The sequence below is a fragment of the Tomitella fengzijianii genome, assembly GCF_007559025.1.
GTDB lineage: Bacteria > Actinomycetota > Actinomycetes > Mycobacteriales > Mycobacteriaceae > Tomitella > Tomitella fengzijianii.
Genome location: NZ_CP041765.1, coordinates 3525761 through 3545663 on the forward strand (window position 1 = coordinate 3525761; position 19903 = coordinate 3545663).

A 19903-nucleotide genomic window follows, 5' to 3' on the forward strand; every position below is an offset into this window, starting at 1 on the left:
CCATTTTTCGCGCCGCGCGCCCGTTCTCGCGCCGCGCGCCCGATGCCGTGCCGCGCGCCTGTTGCCGCGACACGCCGGGACGATCCGCGCGCGGGAGGATTATCCGCGCGCGGGGTGATGATCGGCGCGCGGCACGCTCCCGCGCGCTACTTGCCCAGGGAGCGCAGGGTCTTCTTGGCCTCGGCCAGCTCGCGCGCGAGCTCTTCCACCCGCCGCTCCGCCTGTGCCCGAGCCGAAACGAGCACCGCGTCCACCGCCTTCGACGCCGCCGGAACCCCGAGTGCGTCGACCGACTGCACCACCGACTCCGCACGCACCGGGACCGGCTTGCCGGACCGGGCGCCGCCGCCCACCACGGTGACGGTCCACTCGTGCGGGGTGCCGGAGGCCGCGCCCTCGATGGTGACGGTCACCGACGTGGGGCCACGTCCCCGCGGCTTGCGCCGTTGCGCGGCGGTGGCACCTGGCGCGTCGGCCGCTCCCGATGCCGACTGCGCGGCGGCGGCCTTCCCGGAGCCGGACACGGTCCCGCCGGAATCCGGCTCCGGCGCAGCAGTCCTGGCCGGAGATGCGGCCTTCGCAGGCGCGGTCGGCGTCCGCTTGGCCGGGACCTTCCGCGCCGGGGCTTTCCTTGCGGCCGATGGGGCCGACGGAACCTTCTTCGCCGGGACCGCCGGCGCCTTCCTGGTCATGCGGAGTTCGTCGGCCTCGTAGGGCAGCTCGTCGTCGATCCTGCGGGGCTTGACGGTGAGGGTCGTACCGTTGATCGACTGCACCTTGGCAGAGGCTCCTGCCGGAACTTCGAGGCTGGGAACAGGGTCCCGCAGGTACACCGTCGGGTTCTTGCCGTCCGCGAGCGCCGATCGAATCGTCGCGAGATCGTCGTCGGTCAGCGAGACCGCCGCAGCGGCCGAGCGCGTTGCCATTGTGCCCATTCCTTCCGTAGCCGAGGGCCGGACTCCCGAGACATGATAAGCACCTGCGGCGGCAGCATCGTCGGCCGTGTGCGATGCACCTGGGCGGCGGCCTTCCCACGTTGCGGCGGCCAGACGCTGTCGATCCGGCCCCGGCGATAGGATCAGACCGCGGGAACCGGACGAGGGCACCGCAGGAGGGAGCGCAGTGGCAGGCCGACAAGACCCTTCGCGGCCCGGCGACGAGCCGTCCCCGCCCGACGAATCGGCCCCCATCCGCTCCCGGTCACGCGAGGCCACGCGCGCACGGGCCCGTGCCGCGGAGTCGCTGGCGCCGCCCAGCGTCGTCGACGCCACCCGCGCGGCCATCGAGACGTCCCTGCTGGGCGGCGAGCGTCGGTACGACCGCTACGAGGTCGCCGAACTCGCGGACGTGCCGGTGGAACGCTGCACCGAGTTGTGGACGGCCATGGGGTTCGCCATCCCGTCCGACCCCGACTCCGCGAACTACACGGACTCCGACGTCGCCGCGCTGCGCGTGCTCAAACGCCTCACCGACTCCGGCGTGCTCGCCCCGGACGTGATCGCCCCCATTTCACGCGCCACCGGCCAGGCCATGTCGCGGCTCGCCGAGTGGCAGGTGTCGCTGGTGACCGAGTTCGTTCTCAACGCGCTGATGGAGAACCGCCGCTCGCCCGGCAAGTGGTCCGACGACTCGGATCCGGGCGCCGCCAGCGCCGACGTCGGCGCCGAGCCGTTCGACGAGGAGACCGTCACTTCGATCGTGGTGGAGACGGCGGACGCGCTGCTGCCGATGATCGGCGAATTGCAGAACCACGTGTGGCGGCGGCATCTGGCCGCCACGGCCGAGCGCATCCTGCTGCGCACCCGCGAGGGGGACGACAGCCGCCCGTTCGCCGTCGGCTTCGCGGACATGGTCGGCTACACGCATCTGACCAGGCGGATCGACATCACGGACCTCGCCACATTGCTGGACGAGTTCGAGTCGATCTGCGCGCGGGTCATCGCCGAGCATCACGGGCGCATCATCAAGAACGTCGGCGACGAGGTCATGTTCACCGCGGACGACGCCGACACCGCCGCGCTCATCGGCATCGCCCTCCAGGACGCGATCGGCGAGGCCGAGTCGTTGCCGAAGATCCGCGTGGGAATGGCCTACGGGGACGTGCTGGTGCGCTACGGCGACGCGTACGGAGCGGTGGTGAACATCGCCGCCCGCCTCACCGGCGCGGCGCGGCCCGGCACGGTCCTGGTCGACGAGACGCTGGCGCAGCAGCTCACTCCGCCGACCGGGCTGTCCACGCGCATGATCCGGCCGGTGAAGGTGCACGGGTACTCCCGGCTGCGTGCGCGGCAATTGCGCAGGAAGACCCGGTGGATACGCGCCGACGGCGAGCGCGCCCCGCGCAACGGCCGCACCGAGGATGAGGACGCCGGGTAGTCGCCGGATAGTCTCAGCGCATGACCGAACCTGTTGCAGTGGCCGCGTCCGGCACCCTCGAGTGGTCGCCGGGACTCGACACCAGGATCACGCTGCTCTGCGCGGGGCTGATCTTCCTGTGGGCGCTGGCCCTCGGCGTGTGGAAGTACCGGCAGATGGCCGTCTCCCCCACCCACCTGGCGCACCCCTACGTCGACATCGCCCACCGTGCCGCGCTGATGTACTCGTTCGCCACGCTGCTGCTCGCGGCGTTCGCGGAGCTCAGTTCCTGGCCGACCGCAGTCAATCTCACCGCCGCGCTGGTAGTAATCGCGTTCTTCGTGGGCGCGATCGCCAGCTATACCGTCCACGGCTTCCTGCGCGATACCGACAACCAGTTCTCCCACCCCGTCCGCGGCACGCACGGGTTCATGCTCGCGCTCATCGTCGGCGAGATCGGCGGCACCGCGGTGCTGGTGGCGGGGTTCGTGGCGGGCTGGGCCTGACAGCGCCGGTTCCCGGCCGCGGCCACGTCAGTTCCCGCCGGAGTCTCCGTCTTCGTTCTTCTCGATGGGCTGATCGGTCCTGGAGTTGTCGGCGACCTCGGTGATGGTCCTGCGGGCCTCGTCGACGGCCGCGTCGTCGGGCGCCTTGAGGGTGGACTGCAGCAGCATGCCGACGCAGTGCGTGGAACTGAGCTGGATGCTCGAGTAGTACTGGACGTACCGGTACTGGACGCCGTCGACCTCCCGCGTGGACTCGCCCAGCTTGCGGTGGTCGCCCAGGCCGCTGTCCGCGTCCTCGATGGAGTCGAAGTCGACGGCGTCGCGCTGCGCCTGCAGCATCGATTCCACCTTGTCGCAGGGGGTGATCTCGGTGAACTGGGCCGTGATCGCCGCGCCCTGCTGCGATTCGGCGGCGAACTCCGCCTTGGCCGCGTCGTCGGTGGCCACTTTGCTCCCCAGCTCCTCCGGGATGCGTGAGCGGTCCAGCAGTGCGTAGGTGACTCCGCTCTGCCCCGTGGCCTCGGCCGGGTCCGACGGCACGAAGTCGTTCTGGTTGATCATGCTCCAGCCCTGCGGCACGAACATCTCGATCCGCTTGTCCGTGCCGAAACCGAGCGGGCGGTACTCGCCGTCGGGCGCGGAGCCGTCTCCGCCGGACCCGCAGCCCGCCAGCACCGCCGCTGCGAGAACACCACCTACTGCGACGACGCTCCGTTTCACTGCGATCCTTCCTGCGAGCGGCTGTGCCCCTGGCCCAGGCGACGCGGGCTCGCCGCGCCGATGATCCGAGCCGGAGCACCCAGGCTAGAACAGGGTGAACTCTTCGCTCTCGGCGGCGGGGAACAATGCGGGCTGGTGGTCCTGCGCCGGCGGTTCGTCCCGGACCGCCTCGTGGTCCTGCACGCGGTCGGCCGGTTTCGGGTCGCGTGCCCGTAGCGCGGCCGCATCCGCCACTCCATCGGGGGCGTCGGCGGCGACGTCCGGTGCAGAGTCGGCGGCGCCGAACCGGTCCGTCCCGGGCGCCTGCGTGGCGACGATCTTCCCGTCGCGTGCAGCCCGGGCCGCCTTGCCCGCCAGCGTGTCCGCCATCTCGTTGAACTCGTTGCCCACGTGCCCGCGCACCCAGCGGAACCGCACGGGGCCCGAACGCTCGGAGATGGCGGAGTCGATGGCGCGCACCAGCTCGACGTTCTTGACGGGGCTGCCGCCGGAAGTCTTCCACCCGCGCCGCTTCCAGGCCGGCAACCACTCGGTGGAGCACTTGATGGCGTACTGGGAGTCCGATTCGATCATCAGCGGCTCGTCGCCTGGATGCGCGCTGATCGCCTCGAGGACCGCGCGCAGCTCGGCGATCTGATTGGTACCCGCGGCGGCCCCGCCGGAATGCGCGCCACCGCGGTGGTCCACCCATGCCCAGCCGATGGCGCCACCCGGGTTCTTCAGGCAGGACCCATCCGTGCTGACCATGATCACGCACCAGACCATACGTTCGCATCGGGCATGTGGCCACCCCTCCACGCCGCACGCATGCGCGACATGTGTCACAGCGAGTAACGCGCGTTTCGGTTCGGGGGTGCGCCATCGCCCGTCGCCCCCGAACTTCGAGCGCAACCCCACCCGCTTTCGAACTTCGGGCGCGACGCGCGGCAGCCGACCGCGCACACGACCGAGGCGCGGCCCGGAGTACCGGGACGCGCCTCGGAATCGCATGGTCGAGGCCGGCTACTGAGTGGTGACCACCTGTGTGCCGCCGGCCATCTCGTCGTGCTTGCCCTGCTTGGTGGGGCTGCTGTTGATCGACACGGCGATGACGATGACGAACACCAGAACCGCGATTCCGATGAGGAACTGGAGGATCCAGCCGATGAACGGGATGATCCCGATGACGGTCGCGGCCGACCCCAGCACGATGTAACCGTTGCGGCGCAGCGATTCCTGCAGGGTCGGATTGCCGCCGCGTACGCCGAGCACCCGCAGGTGCAGGAGCTGTTTACCCAAGGTCTGACCCTTGTGGGTCTCGAACCAGACGTAGTACCAGACCCAGATGCCGGCGAAGATCACGGCGATGACGGACGTGACCGCCCAGTAGCCGATCGACGCGCCCAGCGTGTCGAGCGTCCCCGTGCTGACGCCGAACGCTGCGGCGACGATCGCCAGGATGATCTGCTGGGGGATGGCGATGATCAGGCCGTCGATGAAGCGCGCGCCGAACCGCGGCAGCAGCGACGCCGGCGCCCCGCCTCCGCTCATCTGATTCCCCCCGGCATCCGTGGGGTAGCTCTGGTAGCCGCCGGGGGGCGGGGGCGGCGGATAGGCGTTGCCGTACCCGGACGACGCGCCGTAGCCGGGGGCGCCGTATTCCTGGGAGCCGTAGGGCTGGGAACCGTAAGGCTGGGCGCCGTAGTCCGGCGCTCCCTGTTCCGTAGCTCCCGGCCCGGGAGAGCCGTACTCGGGCGAACCGTAGGGCGCGGCCCCGTACTGCTCGCTCCCGTACTGGCCGCCTTCGTACTGGCCGCCTCCGTACTGATCGCCTCCGGGGCCGCTCGGACCGCGCAGGTCGTCGTCCCCGTCCGGCCGCTGGTCACCGGGTCCTGTCGTCATCGGCAGCATCCTTCCAAAATGTGTCCCTCAGCACAGGGAATTGCCTAGGACACTACAGTCAGCGCGGGGCCGATGCCATGGAGGACACACCGCGACGGCGCTGCTCAGCCGCGCGGCCCGAGCCCCCGGAGCGTCCGCGAGAACACGACGCCCACCAGCAGCGCCGCCCCCAGCCCGGTCATCACCAGGCCCACGCGGTGGAACCCGGCGTCGTCGATCGCGCCGCCCATGCAGATCTCGATGATGACGGCCGCGATGTTGGCGGCGATGTACTGCAGCGTCCGGTACATCCCCAGCGCCACGCCCACCTCTTCCGTGGTGGTGACGGCGTTGACGATGTTCTGGTTGCCGATGTTGTTGAACGAGTTCGGGATGCCGAGGATCATCGCGATTCCGACGATGGCTGCGATCGTGACCGTCGAATCCGCCACCGTCGCGAGCAGCGCACCGCCGACGACGAGTCCGACGGTGCCGACGAGCAGCGCCGGCCGCGGCCCGTAGTTCGAGTAGACGCGGGTGGCCGTCACCGTGGAGGCGATGCTCACGAGCGCCAGCGGCAGCATGATCAGCCCTGCGTGGCCGGCGTCCATGCCCCGCCCGCCCTGCAGCCACTGCGGCAGCCCGAAGTACACCAGGTAGAAGGCGGTGTAGGTGACGGTGGTCCGGCCGAGCGTCATCGCCAGAGGCCGGTTGCGGAGCATCGCGCGCAGGTCGATGAACGGTTCGGGGGCGCGCAGCTCACGCCACACGAGCAGCGCTCCGGAAACCAGCATCACCGGCAGGATCACCCACCGGGGCCGCTCCGCCAGCGACAGCAGGAACACCATCGTGGTGGTGATGAAGGCGAGGAACAGCACGGTGCCCGGCAGGTCCATTCGGCGCAGTACGACGCGCGCTCCGGTGCGTTCGCGCGGCCCGTCGGGCGCGACCACACGCAGCACCCACAGGCCGGTCAGAGCCGCCATCGGCAGGTTGACCCACATGATCGCCTGCCAACCGAAGGCGGTGGTCAGCAGTCCACCCAGGGTGGGCCCCAACGCCACCATCGACTGCGAGCACACCGTGAGCACCGCGAGTGCGGTCCGCGTCTCCGCGCCCGTCTCCGCCGCCACCCGGCGCACGATCATCATGGCGGTGGGGTACTGCGTTGCGGTGCCGACGCCCAGCAGCGCCCGGGCGACGATCAGCCAGGTCAGAGACGGGGCGAGGGCGCCGAACACCGACGACGCGGCGATGATCGCGAGCCCGGCCAGGTACATCCGCCGCGGGCCGAACAACGCGCCCAGCCTGCCCGCCGCCGGCGAGACCACGGCGGTGGCGATGTACATCCCGGAGATCACCCAGGCGGTGCCGGCGAACGTGCCGAAGTCGTGGGCGATGGCGATGACGGCGACGGCGATCATCGACGAGTTGAGCGGCTGCAGCATCGAACCGGTGCCCAGCCCCATCGACAGGGGCAGGGGCACCCGCGTGCGCTCCGGCTCCGCGCCGGCGGTCGATCTGTTCCGCAACATCGCCCTCCCCGCGCGCCGGTGCTGCACAGGGTCCGCGCTCCGGCACGTGCGTGCACGGCCCTGCGCGTGCCACGATCTCAACTATGGCCCACAGTCCCCGCACAGGCGGGTCCGCCCCGCAGTCGCCGTCGCCGGATCGCCGGACGCTGATCGTCATGGGCGTATCCGGTTCGGGGAAGACGACGGTGGCCAGGCTGCTGGCGGAGCGCCTGGGCCGGCCGATGCTGGAGGGCGACGACCTGCATTCGGACCAGGCCGTAGCCAAGATGAGCGCGGGGCGGGCGCTCACCGACGCCGACCGCCGGCCCTGGCTGCGCAGGATCCGGGCGTGGATCGTCGCCTCCGCCGCCGACGGGGCGCCGGGCGTGGTGGCCTGCTCCGCACTCCGGCGTTCCTACCGGGACCTGCTGCGCGGGGCGGACGACAAGGCGGGCACAAGGGCGGACGATGAGGCCGCCGACGGACGCCCCGGTGCCGCCGCGACCGGGCCGGCACCCATCCTCTTCCTCCACCTGCATGTGGGCGGCGCGGAGCTGCGCAGGCGACTCGAGGTGCGCGTGGGCCACTACATGAAGGTGCAGATGCTCGGCTCGCAACTGGCCACGCTTGAACCGCCGTCCGTGGGCGAGCCCGCGATCACGGTCGACGCCACCGGCAGCCCCGACGCGATCGTCGACGAGCTCCTCCGGCGCCTCGCCGAGTACTGACGGCGCGTTCCCACGGAAGGTGCACCGCCCGCGGGCCGATCCGCTCAGGAGCGGCCGCTCACCACCCGGGCACCGGCGGTTTGACCCACATGATCCGTTCTTCGGGGTGGGCGCGCGCCGCCTCCACGCGATCGGGGTTGCGTTCGGCCCATGCCTGTTTTCCCTCCAGGAGTTCCACCGTCGCCTCCCACGTGGCGCGCGAGCTCGGCGGGTGCACGCCGGCGGCCCGCGCGAAGCGGCGCAGCGTCGCCTCGTCGAGCGCCGCGAGCTCCGCGGCCGCGATGCGGCGGTCCCACGCGTACCGCGCCAGCGCCACCGCCTTCTCCCGCCGCCGTCGCTCGGCGAGCTCACTGTGCGCGAAGGCGTCCGGATCATCCACGTGACCACACTATCCGCGGCCGCGCCTCGCCGTCCCGAATCACGCCGCTCACCTGGCCTTCGTCCGGACTTGTCGGTGGCGCGGCGCAGGGTGGGGCAAACTGATGTTCGCATGCTCGACCCCCATGGAAGAGGCCCCATGAACCACTGGTCCGACCAGCCCGTCTGCGCGTTCGACTTGGAGACCACGGGCCCCGACCCCACCTCGGCGCGGATCGTCACGGCCTGCGTCGCCATGCTGGACCCCGCGCGGGAGTCCCCGGCCCCGGAGTCGGTACGCACGTGGCTGCTGGATCCGGGCATCCCCATCCCGCCCGGGGCCACGGCGGTACACGGCATCAGCACCGAGGCGGCGCGGTCCGGCGGGGCGGAGTACCGCAGCGGGTACACCGAGATCCGCGACGTGCTGCGGCAGGCGTGGGACGCGGGCGCGGTGGTGGTGGCCTTCAACGCCAGCTTCGACCTCACGCTGATGGACGCCGAGGGCCGGCGCCAGGGCTTCGACCCGCTCGTGCCGGCGCTGGTGGCGGACCCGTACGTGATCGACCGCGAAATGGACCGGTACCGGCGGGGCAAGCGGACGCTCGGCGACGTGTGCCGGCATTACGGTGTGCCGCTGGACAACTCGCACGAGGCACAGGCGGATGCCGTCGCGGCCGCGCACCTTCTCTCGGCGCTGGTGGGCAAGTATCCCGATCTGCGCACCCTCGACATCGTCGCCGAGCAGACGCGCTGGCATGCGGAACGCCAGCGTAGCTTCGCCGAGTACCTCGTGCGCAATGGCCGCGACGCCTCCGACGTCAACGGGGAGTGGCCGATCCGCCGCTCCGCCTGACCCCGTCACCCGCCCTGCGGGCCTGCCGGATCGGGGTTTCCGCGCACGTACTTGTCGGTGACCGCCACGTTGTAGCGGGCGAACATTCCGGCGAGCGTGGCCAGGTCGGACTCGGTCCAGCCCCGGAGCAGTTCGGCGATCTCGCGGCGACGGCGGAGCCGCGTGGCCCGCATCCGCTCGAGCCCGCCGGGTGTGGCTTCGACGACGGACCGGCGGCGGTCCTCCGCGGACGCCCCGCGCCGGACCAGACCGTCGGCCGCCATCCCGGACACCTGCCGCCCGACGGTCGACGGATCCAGCCCCAGGGCTCCTGCCAGGGCCCCGATGGAGGACGGGCCGGACGCGTCGAGCTTCCGCAGCAGCAGGTAGCGGGCGTGGTCCAGCCCGTCGGCCGCGCCGCCCCGCCGCCGCAGCAGTTCGAAGTTGCGCACCAGCACGGCCGTCTGTTCCTCGATCCCGTCGAGGGCCGCACCCGCCGCGAAGTCGGAGTCCCTCCCGGTGTCGGAGTCCCTACCTGTGCCGTCCAAGACCCGCACCCCCTTCCGCCCTGTCGCCCCGGCGCCGCGCACGGAGCGGCGCCGGTAACATGGAGTCAATTACCGGCATAATACCGATACCTGTAAGGACCTGGTGGATGGCGCTCGACCTACGGCGATCCCTTGCGCGGCAGCGCAACGTGGTGCGGGGTTCCGACCCCGGATACGGGCGGCTGCGGCAGGCCGCCGCGGGCGCCGGGGCCATGGCCACCGCGCTGATTCCCGGCTATCTGTACGCGCTGCTCATCGGGGCCGACGCGAAGGTGCGGCTCATCTCGATGCTCCTCGCCGCGATCGTCGCGATGATGGGCGGAATGGCGCTGACTGGCAGCGCGCTGTGGCCCAAGGTCCGCACGGCGGTGTTCTTCCCCGTCGCGATCGGCGCCGGGATGACGGTCGGCGCCCTGCTCGCCGACCACACGGACGCGATGCTCGCGGTGTTCGTCCTGATCGTCTTCCTCGCCGTCTACATCCGCCGCTTCGGCCTGCCGTTCTTCTTCTACGGGTTCATGCTCTGGATCGGCTATTTCTTCGCCGCGCTCCTGCACCCGACGGTGGGGATGCTGCCGGAGCTGATCGGCGCCGCGGCGGTGGGGGCGGCGTGGGTGCTGCTGCTCACGGCGACGGTGCTGCGCACCAACCCCACGCGGGTGCTCGCGGACGTCCGGCGCACGTTCGAGGCCCGCGCGGTGGAGATGCTCTGGAGCTGCGCGTCCCTGCTCGATGCGGAGACGGAGCGCGCGCGGCGCCGCGCGGCCGACCGGATCGACGGCCGCCACGTGCGCCTGCAGGAGACCGCGCTGATGATCGAGGCCTGGTCGGCGGAGGACTCCGCGCTGCCGGCGGGCTGGACCGCGTCCGGACTGCGCCGGCGCACCCTGGAGTGGACGCTGGCCCTCGACAGCCTGGCCGGGTGCACCGGCACCGTCTCGCACGGGCCGGCGGAACTGACCACGGCGGCGGCATCCCTGGTGCGCGCCCTCGCCGCGGAGGACCGCGACGCCGTCGCCTCCGGGGCGGCCGCTCTGCGCGACGCGGCACGCAGGCCCGATGCGCCCGGTTCGACGATCGCGCCCGGCCGCCTGCGGGTCGCCGCGCTGGGGCTGGCCGGGGCGGCCGAGGATCTCCTCGACCTCGTCGAGGACGACGGCCCGCCGCCCGCAGACCCGGCCGACGACGAGGATCCGGGCGCGTTCGAGCCTGCCGTGGCCCTCGCCATGGGCAACCTGCCCGGCAGCCCGTCGGTCGCGCGCGACGTGCCGCCCCGGGTCCGCCGGTGGAACCCCCTGGGCAGGCTCAGCTTCACCAGCCGGCAGGCCGTGCAGGTGGCGGTGGCGTGCGGCCTCGCGATCTGGATCGGCCGCGAGCTCGACGCCACCCGGTACTACTGGGCGGTGATCGCCGCGTTCATCGCGTTCACCGGCACCGGTACCCGGTCGGAGACGTTCATCAAATCGGCCAACCGCGTCATCGGCACGCTCGCCGGGCTCGTCATCGGCATCTGGATGGCGCACCTGACCGCCGGGAACACCCCGCTGATGGTCACCGTGATCGTGCTGAGCATGTTCTGCGGCCTCTACCTGGTGCGGGTCGGCTACGCGTACATGATCTTCTTCGTCACGATCATGGTCAGCCAGCTCTACGGCATCTTGCACGAGTTCTCGGATCACCTGCTGATGCTGCGCCTCGAGGAGACGATCATCGGCGCGGCCTGCGGGATCGCGGTCGCCCTGGTGGTGGCGCCGCTCAGCACCCGGGACACGGTCGAACGCGCCCGGGCCGACCTGCTCACCACCCTGGCCGACCTCCTCGACGCCGCCGCGCTCGCGGGCGAGGGGAATCCGCGGGGCACCCGGGACCCGGCGGCCGGGCCGGAAGACGATGCGCCGCGCGGGACACCCGAGTTGATCATCGAACTGGGCGACCGCCTGCGCCGGCTGCAGCTGGTGGCGAAGCCGCTGACGCGTCCGCTGCTGTGGGACAACAGCCCGCGCACCACCCGGCACCGACTGACGGTCTACGGGGCGATGGTGCGCACCGCCCGCGCGGCCGTCGTCGCGCTTCCGCGCCCTCCTGCATCGGGCGCCCCCGCGACGCCGGGAGCCTCCGGCGCAGCAGAGGTGTACCGGCTGGTCGCGGAGGCGGCCCGGGTCGCGGCGGCGCATCCCGTGCCGTTGGGCGGCGGCCATGAACCCGACGGGGCGCTCACCGCCGCGATCGAACGCACGGACCGGCGCATCGAGTCGCTGGCCGCGCAGGCGCCCGGCGACGACGTCCTGCGGCCGGTGTCGTTGGCGTCGCGGTTGACCGAACTGCTCGCCGCGACCGGGCACGACGGCACCGTCCGCCATGCCGCCGGCCAGGGCGACGCCGCCCCGGCGGCCACCGCGGTGTGAGCCGCTACCCCCGAAGGTGCGCGTACCGCGGCGCGTGCTCCGGCATGATCAGCCCGCCCAGCAGCAGTCGCTGTCGCGCGGCGCCGTAGTCCCCGAGCAGACGCGCCGCCTGATCCCGTCGCGTTCCCGCGGCGACACGCGGCCGGAAGCCCACTCGTACTGAACTATTTCCGTTTCGCTTTTACACTGACCGGAGGACGACCGGTTCGATCATCGACCGCGGACGTGCGCCGATGATCGAAGCCGACACCATCGACACGGAAAGGCAAGCGAATGCGCTTCACACACCGCAACTCGACGCTTCTCCGCAAGACCGCCCTGACCATCACCTCCCTCGCGGCCGCCGGTGCACTCGCCGCCGGCTGCAGCAGTGACACCGTCGATTCGGCGAAGGACGCCGCCGGCGCGGCGAGCGACGCGGCCGATTCCGCCAAGGACGCCGCCGGCGCTGCGGGCGACAAGGCCAAGGACGCCGCCGGCCAGGACGGCGGCGGCGATGACGCGTCCGGTGGCGAGGCGACCGAGACGCAGATCCAGGGGCCGCAGGGCGAGATCACCGTGGTGGAGCCCATCGCGGACAAGTACCAGCAGGTCGGCGGGCCGGGCGGCCACCTCGGCAACCCGGTGGGCGAGCAGCAGCAGGGTCCTGCCGGCGGCTACTTCGTCGACTTCGAGGGCGCATCGATCTACTGGAGCCCACAGACCGACGCGCACTTCGTGCAGGGCAGGATCAAGGATGCCTGGCTCGCCGACGGCGGGGTCGAGGCTCTCGGCTACCCGACGAGTGATGAGCACCCGATCGAGACCGGGCTGCAAAGCGAGTTCGAGAACGCGCGGATCACGTTCATCAATGATCAGACCGAAGTGATCACGGAGAACTGATCGCACGACGCCGGGCGGTTCCGCAGGGGCACCTGCTCCGCGGAGCCGCCCGCCGCGTCCCCGGCCCCGCAGCGCCGCCCCGTCACTGAGCCGCGCACCTGATAGAGGAAACCGCCGCGGGAAACGGTGCGCGGCATGTCGAAACACCGCGCACACCGACGTCAGCCCGCCCGGCGGACCCCACTACCCCAGCAGGTGCGCGTACCGCGGCGCGTGCTCCGGCACGATCAGCCCGCCCAGCAGCAGGCGCAGCTGCGCGGCGCCGTAGTCGCCGAGTTCCCACCGGGGCGAGAAGTGCCACCGCTTGAGGGCCCACGCGTGCGCGAGCATCATCGCGTCGAAGGTCACCAGGTCCACGTCGACGTCGCCGACGGTGCCGGCCCGGATCGCGTCGGCCAGCGCGTCCCGCAGCGGGGCGGCCGTGGAGATCTCGAGCTCCTTGATGCGCGCGCGCCCCGCCGGGGTGAGCGTGCGGCTCTCCCTGTAGGTGAGCACCACCGCGTCGAGGTTTTCGTCGACGATCTCGATGTACCGGCGGAATCCCGCGGCGAAGCGCTCCACCGGGTCGTCCCCGGCGCCGGCCATGGCGGGTTCGAGCATGTCCTGGAACGCGTCGAGGATGCCGACGATCGTCCCGAGCAGCACGTCTTCCTTGCCGCCGAAGTACTTGTAGATCAGGCCCACGCTCACCTGCGCCTCGTCGGCGAGCGCCTGCATGGACATCTGATGGAACCCGGTGCGCTCCATCACCCGCACCGCGGCGTCGAGGATCTGCCGGCGCCGCGAGCTCACCCGGACCGCGCGGACCGCCTCGTCGACGGCCGCAGGGCCGATCCCCGTCGTTCGTGCCATCGTCTCCGCGCCTCCTTCCGCCGCTCACCGCATCGCCCCGCCGCCCGCTACAGCCCCAGGTCCTTGGCGACGATCGTCTTCATGATCTCGGTGGTGCCACCGTAGATGGTCTGGATGCGGGCATCGACGAACGCCCTGGACACCGGGTATTCGCGCATGTAGCCGTAGCCGCCGTGCAGCTGGAGGCAGCGGTCGGCCACCCGCACCTGCAGCTCGGTGGTCCACCATTTGAGCCGCGCCGCCCGCCCCGCGGTGAGCTCGCCGCGCACATGCGAGGCGATGCAGTCGTCGAGGTAGGTGCGCGCCAGGTCCAGCTCCGTCGCCAGCTCTGCCAGCACGAACCGCGTGTTCTGGAACCGCGAGACGGGCGCGCCGAAGGCGGTGCGCTCCTGCACGTAGCCGAGGGTCTGCTGCAGCACCCCCTCCGCGGCGGCCACCGCACCGACGGCCAGCGACAGCCGTTCCTGCGGGAGGTTGTGCACCAGCATGCCGAAGCCGTCGCCCTCGGCGCCCAGCCTGTTCGCCACCGGGACGCGCATGTTCTCGAAGGCCAGCTCGCTGGTGTCCTGCGCGTGCAGCCCGATCTTGTCCAGGTTGCGGCCGCGCACCAGGCCCGGGGTGTCCCCCTCGACCACGAGCAGCGTCAGGCCGCCGTGCCGATCCTCGCCGGTGCGCACGGCGACGACGAACAGGTCCCCGTTCTGCCCGTTGGAGATGAACGTCTTCGCCCCGTCCACCACGTACTCGTCGCCGTCGCGGACCGCGCCTGCCCGGATGCCGGCCAGGTCGCTGCCGGCGCCCGGTTCGGTCATGGCGATGCCCAGGATGGTCTCGCCGGTGACGACGCCCGGCAGCCAGCGGGCCCGCTGTTCATCGTTCGTCTGGTCGGTCAGATACGGCAGCACCACGTCGTTCTGCAGCGACAGCCCGATGGCGCAGGCCGCCGCGCCGACGCGTGCCACCTCGTCGACGACGATGGCGTTGTAGCGGTAGTCGCGCACACCCGGCCCGCCGTACTCCTCGGGGACCGGGAACCCCAGCATGCCCTGTGCACCTGCGCCCGTGAAGAACTCGCGCGGCAGCGTCGCGGCGTCCTCCCACCGCCGCTGTGCGGGCGCGACCCGGTCGCGGACGTATCCGCGCACCGCCGCACGGAAGTCGCGGTGCTCGTCGGTCTCGGCCAGCCGCGTCGGCGGCACCGACTGCGCCGCAACCGGATCGATCGTCGTGCCCATCACTCGCCTCCGTCTCCGCCGCCGGGCCGAGCGAACAGCCCGCGGGCCATGTCGTCGCGCGCCGTCGCGGTCGCCTTGTAGTGCAGCTTCTTTCCCGTTGCGGACACTGGGAGCGCCTCCACCACCCGGTAGGCCCGGGGCCTTTTGAACCGGGAGAGCATGGGGTGCTCGCGGCAGTGCGCATCCAGCGCGTCGGCCGCCTCCTGCGGCTCGCTCAGCCCGTCCGCGCCATCGCGGGGGACGACGTACGCCACCACAAGCTGGCCCCACGTGTCGTCGGGGACGCCCACCACCAGCGCGTCGGCGACCGCCGGATGCTCGCACAGCGCCGCCTCGACGCCCACCGGGTGCACGTTCTCGCCGCCGGAAAGCAGCATGTCGTCGCGGCGGCCCACGATGGTCACGTACTCGCCTTCGTCCCAGGTGGCGAGGTCGCCGATGTGCAGCCAGCCGTCGTGGAACTTCGCCGCGTCCTGCTCGGGCTCGTCCGCGTACTGCCCCGCGCTCTTGGGGGAGCGGACGATCACCTCGCCCACCTCGCGGCCGTCCCGGGCCACCGTCTCGTGCGGCAGGGCCGGCCTGTCGTCGAACAGCTTGACCACCGCGACGTCGTCGTCGATGCACGCCCTCCCCGCGGTGCCGGCCATCTCCGGCAGATCCACCGGCCGCAGGAAGGTGTTCCAGAAGCCCTCGGTGCTGCCGTACCCGTTGAAGATCCGCGGGTGCAGCACGCGCTGGTACCGCAGCGCCGCCTCGCGGTCCAGCGGCGAGCCCATGGTGACAACCCCGCGCAGCGTCGAGAGGTCGCGGGCCCTGGCCTCCTGCGCGTCCGAGAGCATCGCCAGGTTGGTGGGCGCGCCGATGAGGAAGGTCAGCCCCTGCGTTTCGACCAGGTCCAGCACCGTATCGGCGTCGAACGTGCGCAGCGGCACCACCGAGGCGCCCACGTAGAACGACGGGTTGGGGCCGGCGCAGTACAGCCCGCCGCGGTGGAACCACGGCGACATGTTCAGCGTCTTGTCCTCCGGCGCGAGCGGGAACTGCATGATCACGTCGTGCGCGCTGAAGATCTCGATGGCGCTGTTCATCGGCACTCCCTTGGGCATGCCGGTGGTGCCGGAGGTGTAGAGCCGCGTGGTCTCCTCCCAGATCGTCCGGTCCACCTGCGGCGCAGGACCTGTCGACGCGGCGACGTCGTCGAAGCGCAGCACGCGGGCGCCGTCGGGGGCCGCGATCGGCTCGCCGGGCCCCACCGCCACGATGGTCTCCGGGACGTGGCCGCTGCGGCGCAGGGCCTCCGCCGTCATCGCCGCGTTGCCGGTGTCGTAGAAGAACACGCGCGGCCGGTTGCGGGTGAGGATGTAGGCGGTCTCGCCGGAGGCCAGGCGGAAGTTCATCGGCGAGCCGACGGCCCCGGCCACCTGGGTGGCCAGGTAGAGCTGCGCGAACTCCGGGCCGTTGAACAGCTGGTAGGCCACCACATCGCCGGCGGCGACGCCCAGCTCGGCGAGGCCCGCGGCCAGCCGGTCGACCGCCCCGCCCAGCTCCCGGTACGTCCACGAGCGGCCCGACGCCGGATCGTCGATGGCGGGCCGGTCCGCGAACCGCCGGAGGTTGCGGCGGAATCCGGTGATGTAGGTGAACGCGTTCTCGAAGTACGTGCGGTACGCCAGCGCGTCGTAACCGCCGTCGGCCGCCACCGCCTGCGCCTGTTGCTGAGTTGCCATCGTGCTCGCCTCTTTCTACCCGGCCATGGTGAGGCCGCCGCTGACGCTCAGCGTCTGGCCTGTGATGTAGGTGGTCTCGGGGGAGACGAAGAACGCCGCCGCCGCGGCGACCTCCTCCGGCTGCGCGAGCCGGCGGAACGGGATCGCTTTGACCAGCGCGCCCCGCAGCTTCTCCGGCAGCGAACCGAACAGCGGGGTGTCGGTGGGCCCGGGGCACACGCAGTTGACGGTGATGCCGGAGCGGGCCATCTCGCGGGCCAGCGACTTGGTCAGCGCGATGACCCCGCCCTTGGCACCCGCGTAGATGGTCTCCCCCGCGCTGCCGACGCGCCCGGCGTCGCTGGCCAGGTTGACGACGCGGCCGCGGCCGGCCTCGGACATGGCGGGCAGGAACGCGCTGCACATGTTGACCGGGCCCAGATAGTTGATGGCCGTGACCTTCTGCGCGAACTCCGCGTCCGCCTCCAGGAACGGCGCGACGACGTCCCAGCCCGCGGCGTTGACGAGGATCGTGGGCACGCCCACCTCGTCGAGCACCCTGTCACGCAGGGCGTCGACCCTGCCTCGGTCGGCGATGTCCACGCCCATCACCGTGATCAGCTCCGGGTGGTGCTCGGCCGTCGCGGCGGCGCCGGCCTCGTCGAGGTCGGCGGCCACCACCCGCGCGCCGCCCGCGGCCAGCCGCAGGGCGATGGCGCGGCCGATGCCGGAACCCGCTCCGGTGACGACGGCGATGTCGGGGGCGGTGCTGTCCGAAACGGTGCGTTCGCTCATCGCTGGCCCTCCTCGGCATCCGCTGCTGCCGAGGGGAACCGCGGTGCGCGCTTCTCCCGCAGCGCCGTGTAGCCCTCGACGACGTCCGGCGTCATGAAGCTGAGCATCTCGTAGGCCGCGGACTGGTCGAAGATGGGTCCGGCGTCGCGCACCCAGCTGTTCAGCGCCCGCTTGGTCCACCGGATCGCCTTCTGCGAGCCGGTGCCCAGCACGTCGGCCACGCGCAGTGCCTCGTCCAGCACCTGCTCGCGCGGCAGTGCCTTGGAGACCAGGCCGATCCGCTCGGCCTCCGCGCCGGTGACCATCTCCCCGGTGAGCAGGTAGTACTTGGCCTTGGCCAGGCTGGCCAGCAGCGGCCAGACGATGGCGGCATGGTCGCCCGCCGCCACGCCAAGCTTGACGTGGCCGTCGCCGATCTTGGCGTCCTCGGCGACGATGGAGATGTCCGCCAGCAGGCCCACCACGGTGCCGGCGCCCACGGCGACGCCGTTGATGGCGGAGACCACCGGCTTGTCGCAGTTGACGATCCCGTAGACCATCTCGCTCATCTCGTCGAGCATGTGCGCGACGGCATCGTGGTCGCCCGCCAGACGCTCGACCATCGCCAGGTCGCCGCCCGCGGAGAACGCCTTGCCCGCGCCGGTGACCACGACCGCGCGCGTCTCCTTGTCCTTGGCGACGTCGTGCCACACGCGGGCCAGCTCCCCGTGCATCTCCTCATCGGTGGCGTTGTACTTCTCCGGCCGGTTGAGGGTGATGAGCAGGACGCCGTTGTCCCGCCGCTCGAAGGTGAGCTGGTTGTAGTCGGAGTAATCCATGGTGCCCCTTCCTGATCCGCCGAGTCGGGTGCGCCGTGCGGCGCATCGTCATCCGCCATGTTGAACCTGCGCTCACTTGAGGTGAATGCCCATTCACTCACTCTTAGTGAACCCCGTCACGCCGGATCCGTCAAGGGGCGCCGAGTCGACGACCGCACGCGGCGGGTACGCCGGCATCTACCCTGACGAGGTGCCCCGCCGTCCCCGCTCGCAGCGCCGCAGGCCGCCCCTGCCCGTGCGCGACGGGACGGGCCCCAGCCGGGTGCGGATGCCGCCGGAGATCGGACGGGCACCAGGGGCCGCCGCCGAGTCCGCCCCACCCGCCACGATCGCCGCATACCTGGCGGCGCGCTTCCCCGTCGACGCCGATCGGATCGCGGAGAAGATCGCCGCCGGCGAGGTGGTCGACGCCGACGGCGTGCCGGTCACCGCCCGGACGCCATTTGAGCCGGGGGCCGAGGTCTTCTACTACCGCGACCCACCGCGCGAAGACCCGGTGCCCTTCGGGCTGCGGGTCCTCCACCGCGACGAGCGGCTGCTGGTGGTGGACAAGCCGCATTTCCTGGCGTCGATGCCGCGCGGCCGGCACATCGCGGAGACGGCACTGGTGCGGCTGCGGCGCAGCACCGGGATCGACGCCGTGGCCCCGGCGCACCGGCTGGACCGGCTCACCGCCGGGGTGCTCGTGTTCACCGTGGATCCCGGCGTGCGGCGCGCCTACCAGGAGCTCTTCGCGGCCGGAGAGGTGCGCAAGACCTACGAGGCGGTGTGCGCCGCGCCCCCGTCCGTCCCACTGCCGGCGGTGCTGCGCAGCCGGATCGTCAAAGACCGCGGCGTGCACCGCGCCTATGAGACGCCGGGCGCGCCGAACGCCGAGACCGCGGTGGAGCGCGCACCCGGCGGGGAGCACGTCCGCGTGCGGGTGCGCCCCGCGACGGGGAAGACGCACCAGATCCGGGTGCACCTGGCGTCGATCGGCGCACCGATCATGTGGGACCCGCTGTACGGCACCGATCCGGACCCGGATCCCGCCGACGGCGATGACGCTGCGCGGCCGGACTTCTCACGCCCGTTGCAACTGCTGGCGCGGTCCCTGGAGTTCACCGACCCGTTCACCGGGGCCCGGCGGCGGTTCGTCAGCGAACGCGCGCTGGAGTTGTGGTAGCGCTCGCCCACTGGCGCCGACCGCGACACTGCTCTATCACATTGGTCTCACTGTTCACACTGGTCACGTGCGTGTTGCTACCATGCGGCCATGGACGCCCTGACCGATCTGCTGCAGACCTCCACCACGCTGTGGGCGGCCGGGCTGATCGGCATCGTCGTCGGGCTGATCGTGGGCGTCCTGCTGGGGCTCGTGCTCGGCAGACGTCGGCGCCGCGCCGACCGGCGCGCGGCGGGCCACGGGAAGACGCGCAGCACGAACCCGGGCGCCGACGTCACTGGCGCGACGGTGCGGTTCATCGACGCCGCCGACACCGCGCACAACGCCCTGCTGGCCGTCGACCAGAAGGAGCTGGCGGACACCGAACTCGAGGACGCTTTGCAGTCCGGGCAGCCGGCCATGCGGCGGCTGGCCGAGTCGATCATGACTCTCGCGGGCATCCACAACGAGCTGCGCGTGCGGGCGCCGAAGGCCGTACTCGACGCCGCGGAGTCCGTCTTCACCCACGTGACGTACAGCGCCATGGACGGGGTGGCCGACGGCGAGGCGTTCAGCGCCACCTACCAGGAGCGCAAGACCGCGCTGGTGGACGCGGCCCGCGCCGAGGTGCGCGCCTGACGTA

General features: G+C 71.7%; 20 protein-coding genes. 8 read left to right on the forward strand and 12 right to left on the reverse strand.

Features of this window, described 5'->3' with window-relative positions; translation table 11 throughout:
- Nucleotides 1-146: 146 nt before the first annotated feature.
- Nucleotides 147-926: a hypothetical protein gene (locus FO059_RS15985; protein ID WP_143909950.1), complete on the reverse strand. Its 780-nt coding sequence runs from the start codon at nucleotides 924-926 to the stop codon at nucleotides 147-149.
- Nucleotides 927-1122: 196 nt separating this feature from the next.
- On the opposite strand from FO059_RS15985, the gene FO059_RS15990 reads away from it, so the two are divergent.
- Both FO059_RS15990 and FO059_RS15995 read left to right on the forward strand, forming a co-directional pair.
- Nucleotides 1123-2376 carry an adenylate/guanylate cyclase domain-containing protein gene (locus tag FO059_RS15990; RefSeq protein ID WP_233266663.1) on the forward strand — a complete coding sequence of 418 codons (1254 nt, stop codon included), beginning with the start codon at nucleotides 1123-1125 and terminating at the stop codon, nucleotides 2374-2376.
- 20 nt (nucleotides 2377-2396) lie between these two features.
- A complete protein-coding gene (locus FO059_RS15995; protein ID WP_143909951.1) occupies nucleotides 2397-2861 on the forward strand; it encodes a hypothetical protein in 465 nt (154 codons plus the stop codon).
- A 27-nt stretch (nucleotides 2862-2888) separates the two neighbouring features.
- Here FO059_RS15995 and FO059_RS16000 read toward each other — a convergent pair whose 3' ends face one another.
- From FO059_RS16000 to FO059_RS16015, 4 genes are all read right to left on the reverse strand, one after another.
- On the reverse strand, nucleotides 2889-3581 hold the full coding sequence (locus FO059_RS16000; protein ID WP_143909952.1) for a hypothetical protein: 693 nt from the start codon (nucleotides 3579-3581) through the stop codon (nucleotides 2889-2891).
- A gap of 84 nt (nucleotides 3582-3665) precedes the next feature.
- Nucleotides 3666-4334 carry a ribonuclease H family protein gene (locus FO059_RS19030; RefSeq protein ID WP_143909953.1) on the reverse strand — a complete coding sequence of 223 codons (669 nt, stop codon included), beginning with the start codon at nucleotides 4332-4334 and terminating at the stop codon, nucleotides 3666-3668.
- Nucleotides 4335-4583: 249 nt separating this feature from the next.
- Nucleotides 4584-5462 (reverse strand): RDD family protein, encoded by an 879-nt coding sequence (locus tag FO059_RS18830; protein WP_233266664.1) that lies wholly within the window; start codon nucleotides 5460-5462, stop codon nucleotides 4584-4586.
- A 104-nt stretch (nucleotides 5463-5566) separates the two neighbouring features.
- Nucleotides 5567-6976, reverse strand: coding sequence for an MFS transporter (locus tag FO059_RS16015; protein WP_143909954.1), 1410 nt, complete (start codon nucleotides 6974-6976; stop codon nucleotides 5567-5569).
- An 83-nt stretch (nucleotides 6977-7059) separates the two neighbouring features.
- Here FO059_RS16015 and FO059_RS16020 point away from each other — a divergent pair, with 83 nt between their 5' ends.
- A complete protein-coding gene (locus FO059_RS16020) occupies nucleotides 7060-7683 on the forward strand; it encodes a gluconokinase (protein ID WP_143909955.1) in 624 nt (207 codons plus the stop codon).
- Between the two features lie 58 nt (nucleotides 7684-7741).
- Here the strand turns inward: FO059_RS16020 and FO059_RS16025 are convergent, their stop codons facing one another.
- Nucleotides 7742-8062, reverse strand: a complete 321-nt coding sequence (locus tag FO059_RS16025) for a hypothetical protein (protein WP_143909956.1) — start codon at nucleotides 8060-8062, stop codon at nucleotides 7742-7744.
- Nucleotides 8063-8200: 138 nt separating this feature from the next.
- On the opposite strand from FO059_RS16025, the gene FO059_RS16030 reads away from it, so the two are divergent.
- Nucleotides 8201-8896, forward strand: coding sequence for a 3'-5' exonuclease (locus FO059_RS16030; RefSeq protein ID WP_143909957.1), 696 nt, complete (start codon nucleotides 8201-8203; stop codon nucleotides 8894-8896).
- Between the two features lie 5 nt (nucleotides 8897-8901).
- Here the strand turns inward: FO059_RS16030 and FO059_RS16035 are convergent, their stop codons facing one another.
- Entirely contained in the window at nucleotides 8902-9423 is a 522-nt protein-coding gene (locus tag FO059_RS16035; protein WP_158726356.1) for a MarR family winged helix-turn-helix transcriptional regulator, read from the reverse strand.
- Nucleotides 9424-9530: 107 nt separating this feature from the next.
- On the opposite strand from FO059_RS16035, the gene FO059_RS16040 reads away from it, so the two are divergent.
- Both FO059_RS16040 and FO059_RS16045 read left to right on the forward strand, forming a co-directional pair.
- Nucleotides 9531-11828, forward strand: coding sequence for an FUSC family protein (locus FO059_RS16040; RefSeq protein ID WP_158726357.1), 2298 nt, complete (start codon nucleotides 9531-9533; stop codon nucleotides 11826-11828).
- 273 nt (nucleotides 11829-12101) lie between these two features.
- Entirely contained in the window at nucleotides 12102-12710 is a 609-nt protein-coding gene (locus tag FO059_RS16045; RefSeq protein WP_143909960.1) for an LGFP repeat-containing protein, read from the forward strand.
- A 183-nt stretch (nucleotides 12711-12893) separates the two neighbouring features.
- Here FO059_RS16045 and FO059_RS16050 read toward each other — a convergent pair whose 3' ends face one another.
- From FO059_RS16050 to FO059_RS16070, 5 genes are read right to left on the reverse strand one after another with little or no spacing between them, the layout of a single operon-like run.
- Nucleotides 12894-13562 carry a TetR/AcrR family transcriptional regulator gene (locus FO059_RS16050; protein WP_143909961.1) on the reverse strand — a complete coding sequence of 223 codons (669 nt, stop codon included), beginning with the start codon at nucleotides 13560-13562 and terminating at the stop codon, nucleotides 12894-12896.
- A 47-nt stretch (nucleotides 13563-13609) separates the two neighbouring features.
- The gene (locus tag FO059_RS16055) at nucleotides 13610-14797 is read right to left on the reverse strand and encodes an acyl-CoA dehydrogenase family protein (RefSeq protein WP_143909962.1); all 1188 of its coding nucleotides are present in this window, start codon (nucleotides 14795-14797) and stop codon (nucleotides 13610-13612) included.
- Nucleotides 14797-16524 carry a class I adenylate-forming enzyme family protein gene (locus FO059_RS16060; RefSeq protein WP_143909963.1) on the reverse strand — a complete coding sequence of 576 codons (1728 nt, stop codon included), beginning with the start codon at nucleotides 16522-16524 and terminating at the stop codon, nucleotides 14797-14799. Before FO059_RS16060 ends, FO059_RS16055 begins: the two co-directional genes overlap by 1 nt.
- 15 nt (nucleotides 16525-16539) lie before the next feature.
- A complete protein-coding gene (locus FO059_RS16065; protein WP_143909964.1) occupies nucleotides 16540-17298 on the reverse strand; it encodes an SDR family NAD(P)-dependent oxidoreductase in 759 nt (252 codons plus the stop codon).
- A complete protein-coding gene (locus FO059_RS16070) occupies nucleotides 17295-18116 on the reverse strand; it encodes an enoyl-CoA hydratase/isomerase family protein (protein WP_143909965.1) in 822 nt (273 codons plus the stop codon). Before FO059_RS16070 ends, FO059_RS16065 begins: the two co-directional genes overlap by 4 nt.
- A 268-nt stretch (nucleotides 18117-18384) precedes the next feature.
- On the opposite strand from FO059_RS16070, the gene FO059_RS16075 reads away from it, so the two are divergent.
- The gene (locus FO059_RS16075) at nucleotides 18385-19281 is read left to right on the forward strand and encodes a pseudouridine synthase (RefSeq protein ID WP_233266692.1); all 897 of its coding nucleotides are present in this window, start codon (nucleotides 18385-18387) and stop codon (nucleotides 19279-19281) included.
- 90 nt (nucleotides 19282-19371) lie between these two features.
- Nucleotides 19372-19899, forward strand: coding sequence for a hypothetical protein (locus tag FO059_RS16080; RefSeq protein WP_143909967.1), 528 nt, complete (start codon nucleotides 19372-19374; stop codon nucleotides 19897-19899).
- The last annotated feature ends 4 nt before the right edge of the window (nucleotides 19900-19903 follow it).

Bases quoted from the DNA above. Each gene is read 5' to 3' on its own strand.
- FO059_RS16055 (WP_143909962.1), bottom strand. From the start codon at position 14,797: ATGGGCACGACGATCGATCCGGTTGCGGCGCAGTCGGTGCCGCCGACG.
- FO059_RS16060 (WP_143909963.1), bottom strand. From the start codon at position 16,524: ATGGCAACTCAGCAACAGGCGCAGGCGGTGGCGGCCGACGGCGGTTAC.
- FO059_RS16075 (WP_233266692.1), top strand. From the start codon at position 18,385: ATGCCGCCGGAGATCGGACGGGCACCAGGGGCCGCCGCCGAGTCCGCC.
- FO059_RS16045 (WP_143909960.1), top strand. From the start codon at position 12,102: ATGCGCTTCACACACCGCAACTCGACGCTTCTCCGCAAGACCGCCCTG.
- FO059_RS16030 (WP_143909957.1), top strand. From the start codon at position 8,201: ATGAACCACTGGTCCGACCAGCCCGTCTGCGCGTTCGACTTGGAGACC.
- FO059_RS16065 (WP_143909964.1), bottom strand. From the start codon at position 17,298: ATGAGCGAACGCACCGTTTCGGACAGCACCGCCCCCGACATCGCCGTC.
- FO059_RS16015 (WP_143909954.1), bottom strand. From the start codon at position 6,976: ATGTTGCGGAACAGATCGACCGCCGGCGCGGAGCCGGAGCGCACGCGG.
- FO059_RS16040 (WP_158726357.1), top strand. From the start codon at position 9,531: ATGGCGCTCGACCTACGGCGATCCCTTGCGCGGCAGCGCAACGTGGTG.
- FO059_RS16070 (WP_143909965.1), bottom strand. From the start codon at position 18,116: ATGGATTACTCCGACTACAACCAGCTCACCTTCGAGCGGCGGGACAAC.
- FO059_RS18830 (WP_233266664.1), bottom strand. From the start codon at position 5,462: ATGACGACAGGACCCGGTGACCAGCGGCCGGACGGGGACGACGACCTG.
- FO059_RS16020 (WP_143909955.1), top strand. From the start codon at position 7,060: ATGGCCCACAGTCCCCGCACAGGCGGGTCCGCCCCGCAGTCGCCGTCG.
- FO059_RS16050 (WP_143909961.1), bottom strand. From the start codon at position 13,562: ATGGCACGAACGACGGGGATCGGCCCTGCGGCCGTCGACGAGGCGGTC.
- FO059_RS15995 (WP_143909951.1), top strand. From the start codon at position 2,397: ATGACCGAACCTGTTGCAGTGGCCGCGTCCGGCACCCTCGAGTGGTCG.
- FO059_RS16080 (WP_143909967.1), top strand. From the start codon at position 19,372: ATGGACGCCCTGACCGATCTGCTGCAGACCTCCACCACGCTGTGGGCG.
- FO059_RS15985 (WP_143909950.1), bottom strand. From the start codon at position 926: ATGGCAACGCGCTCGGCCGCTGCGGCGGTCTCGCTGACCGACGACGAT.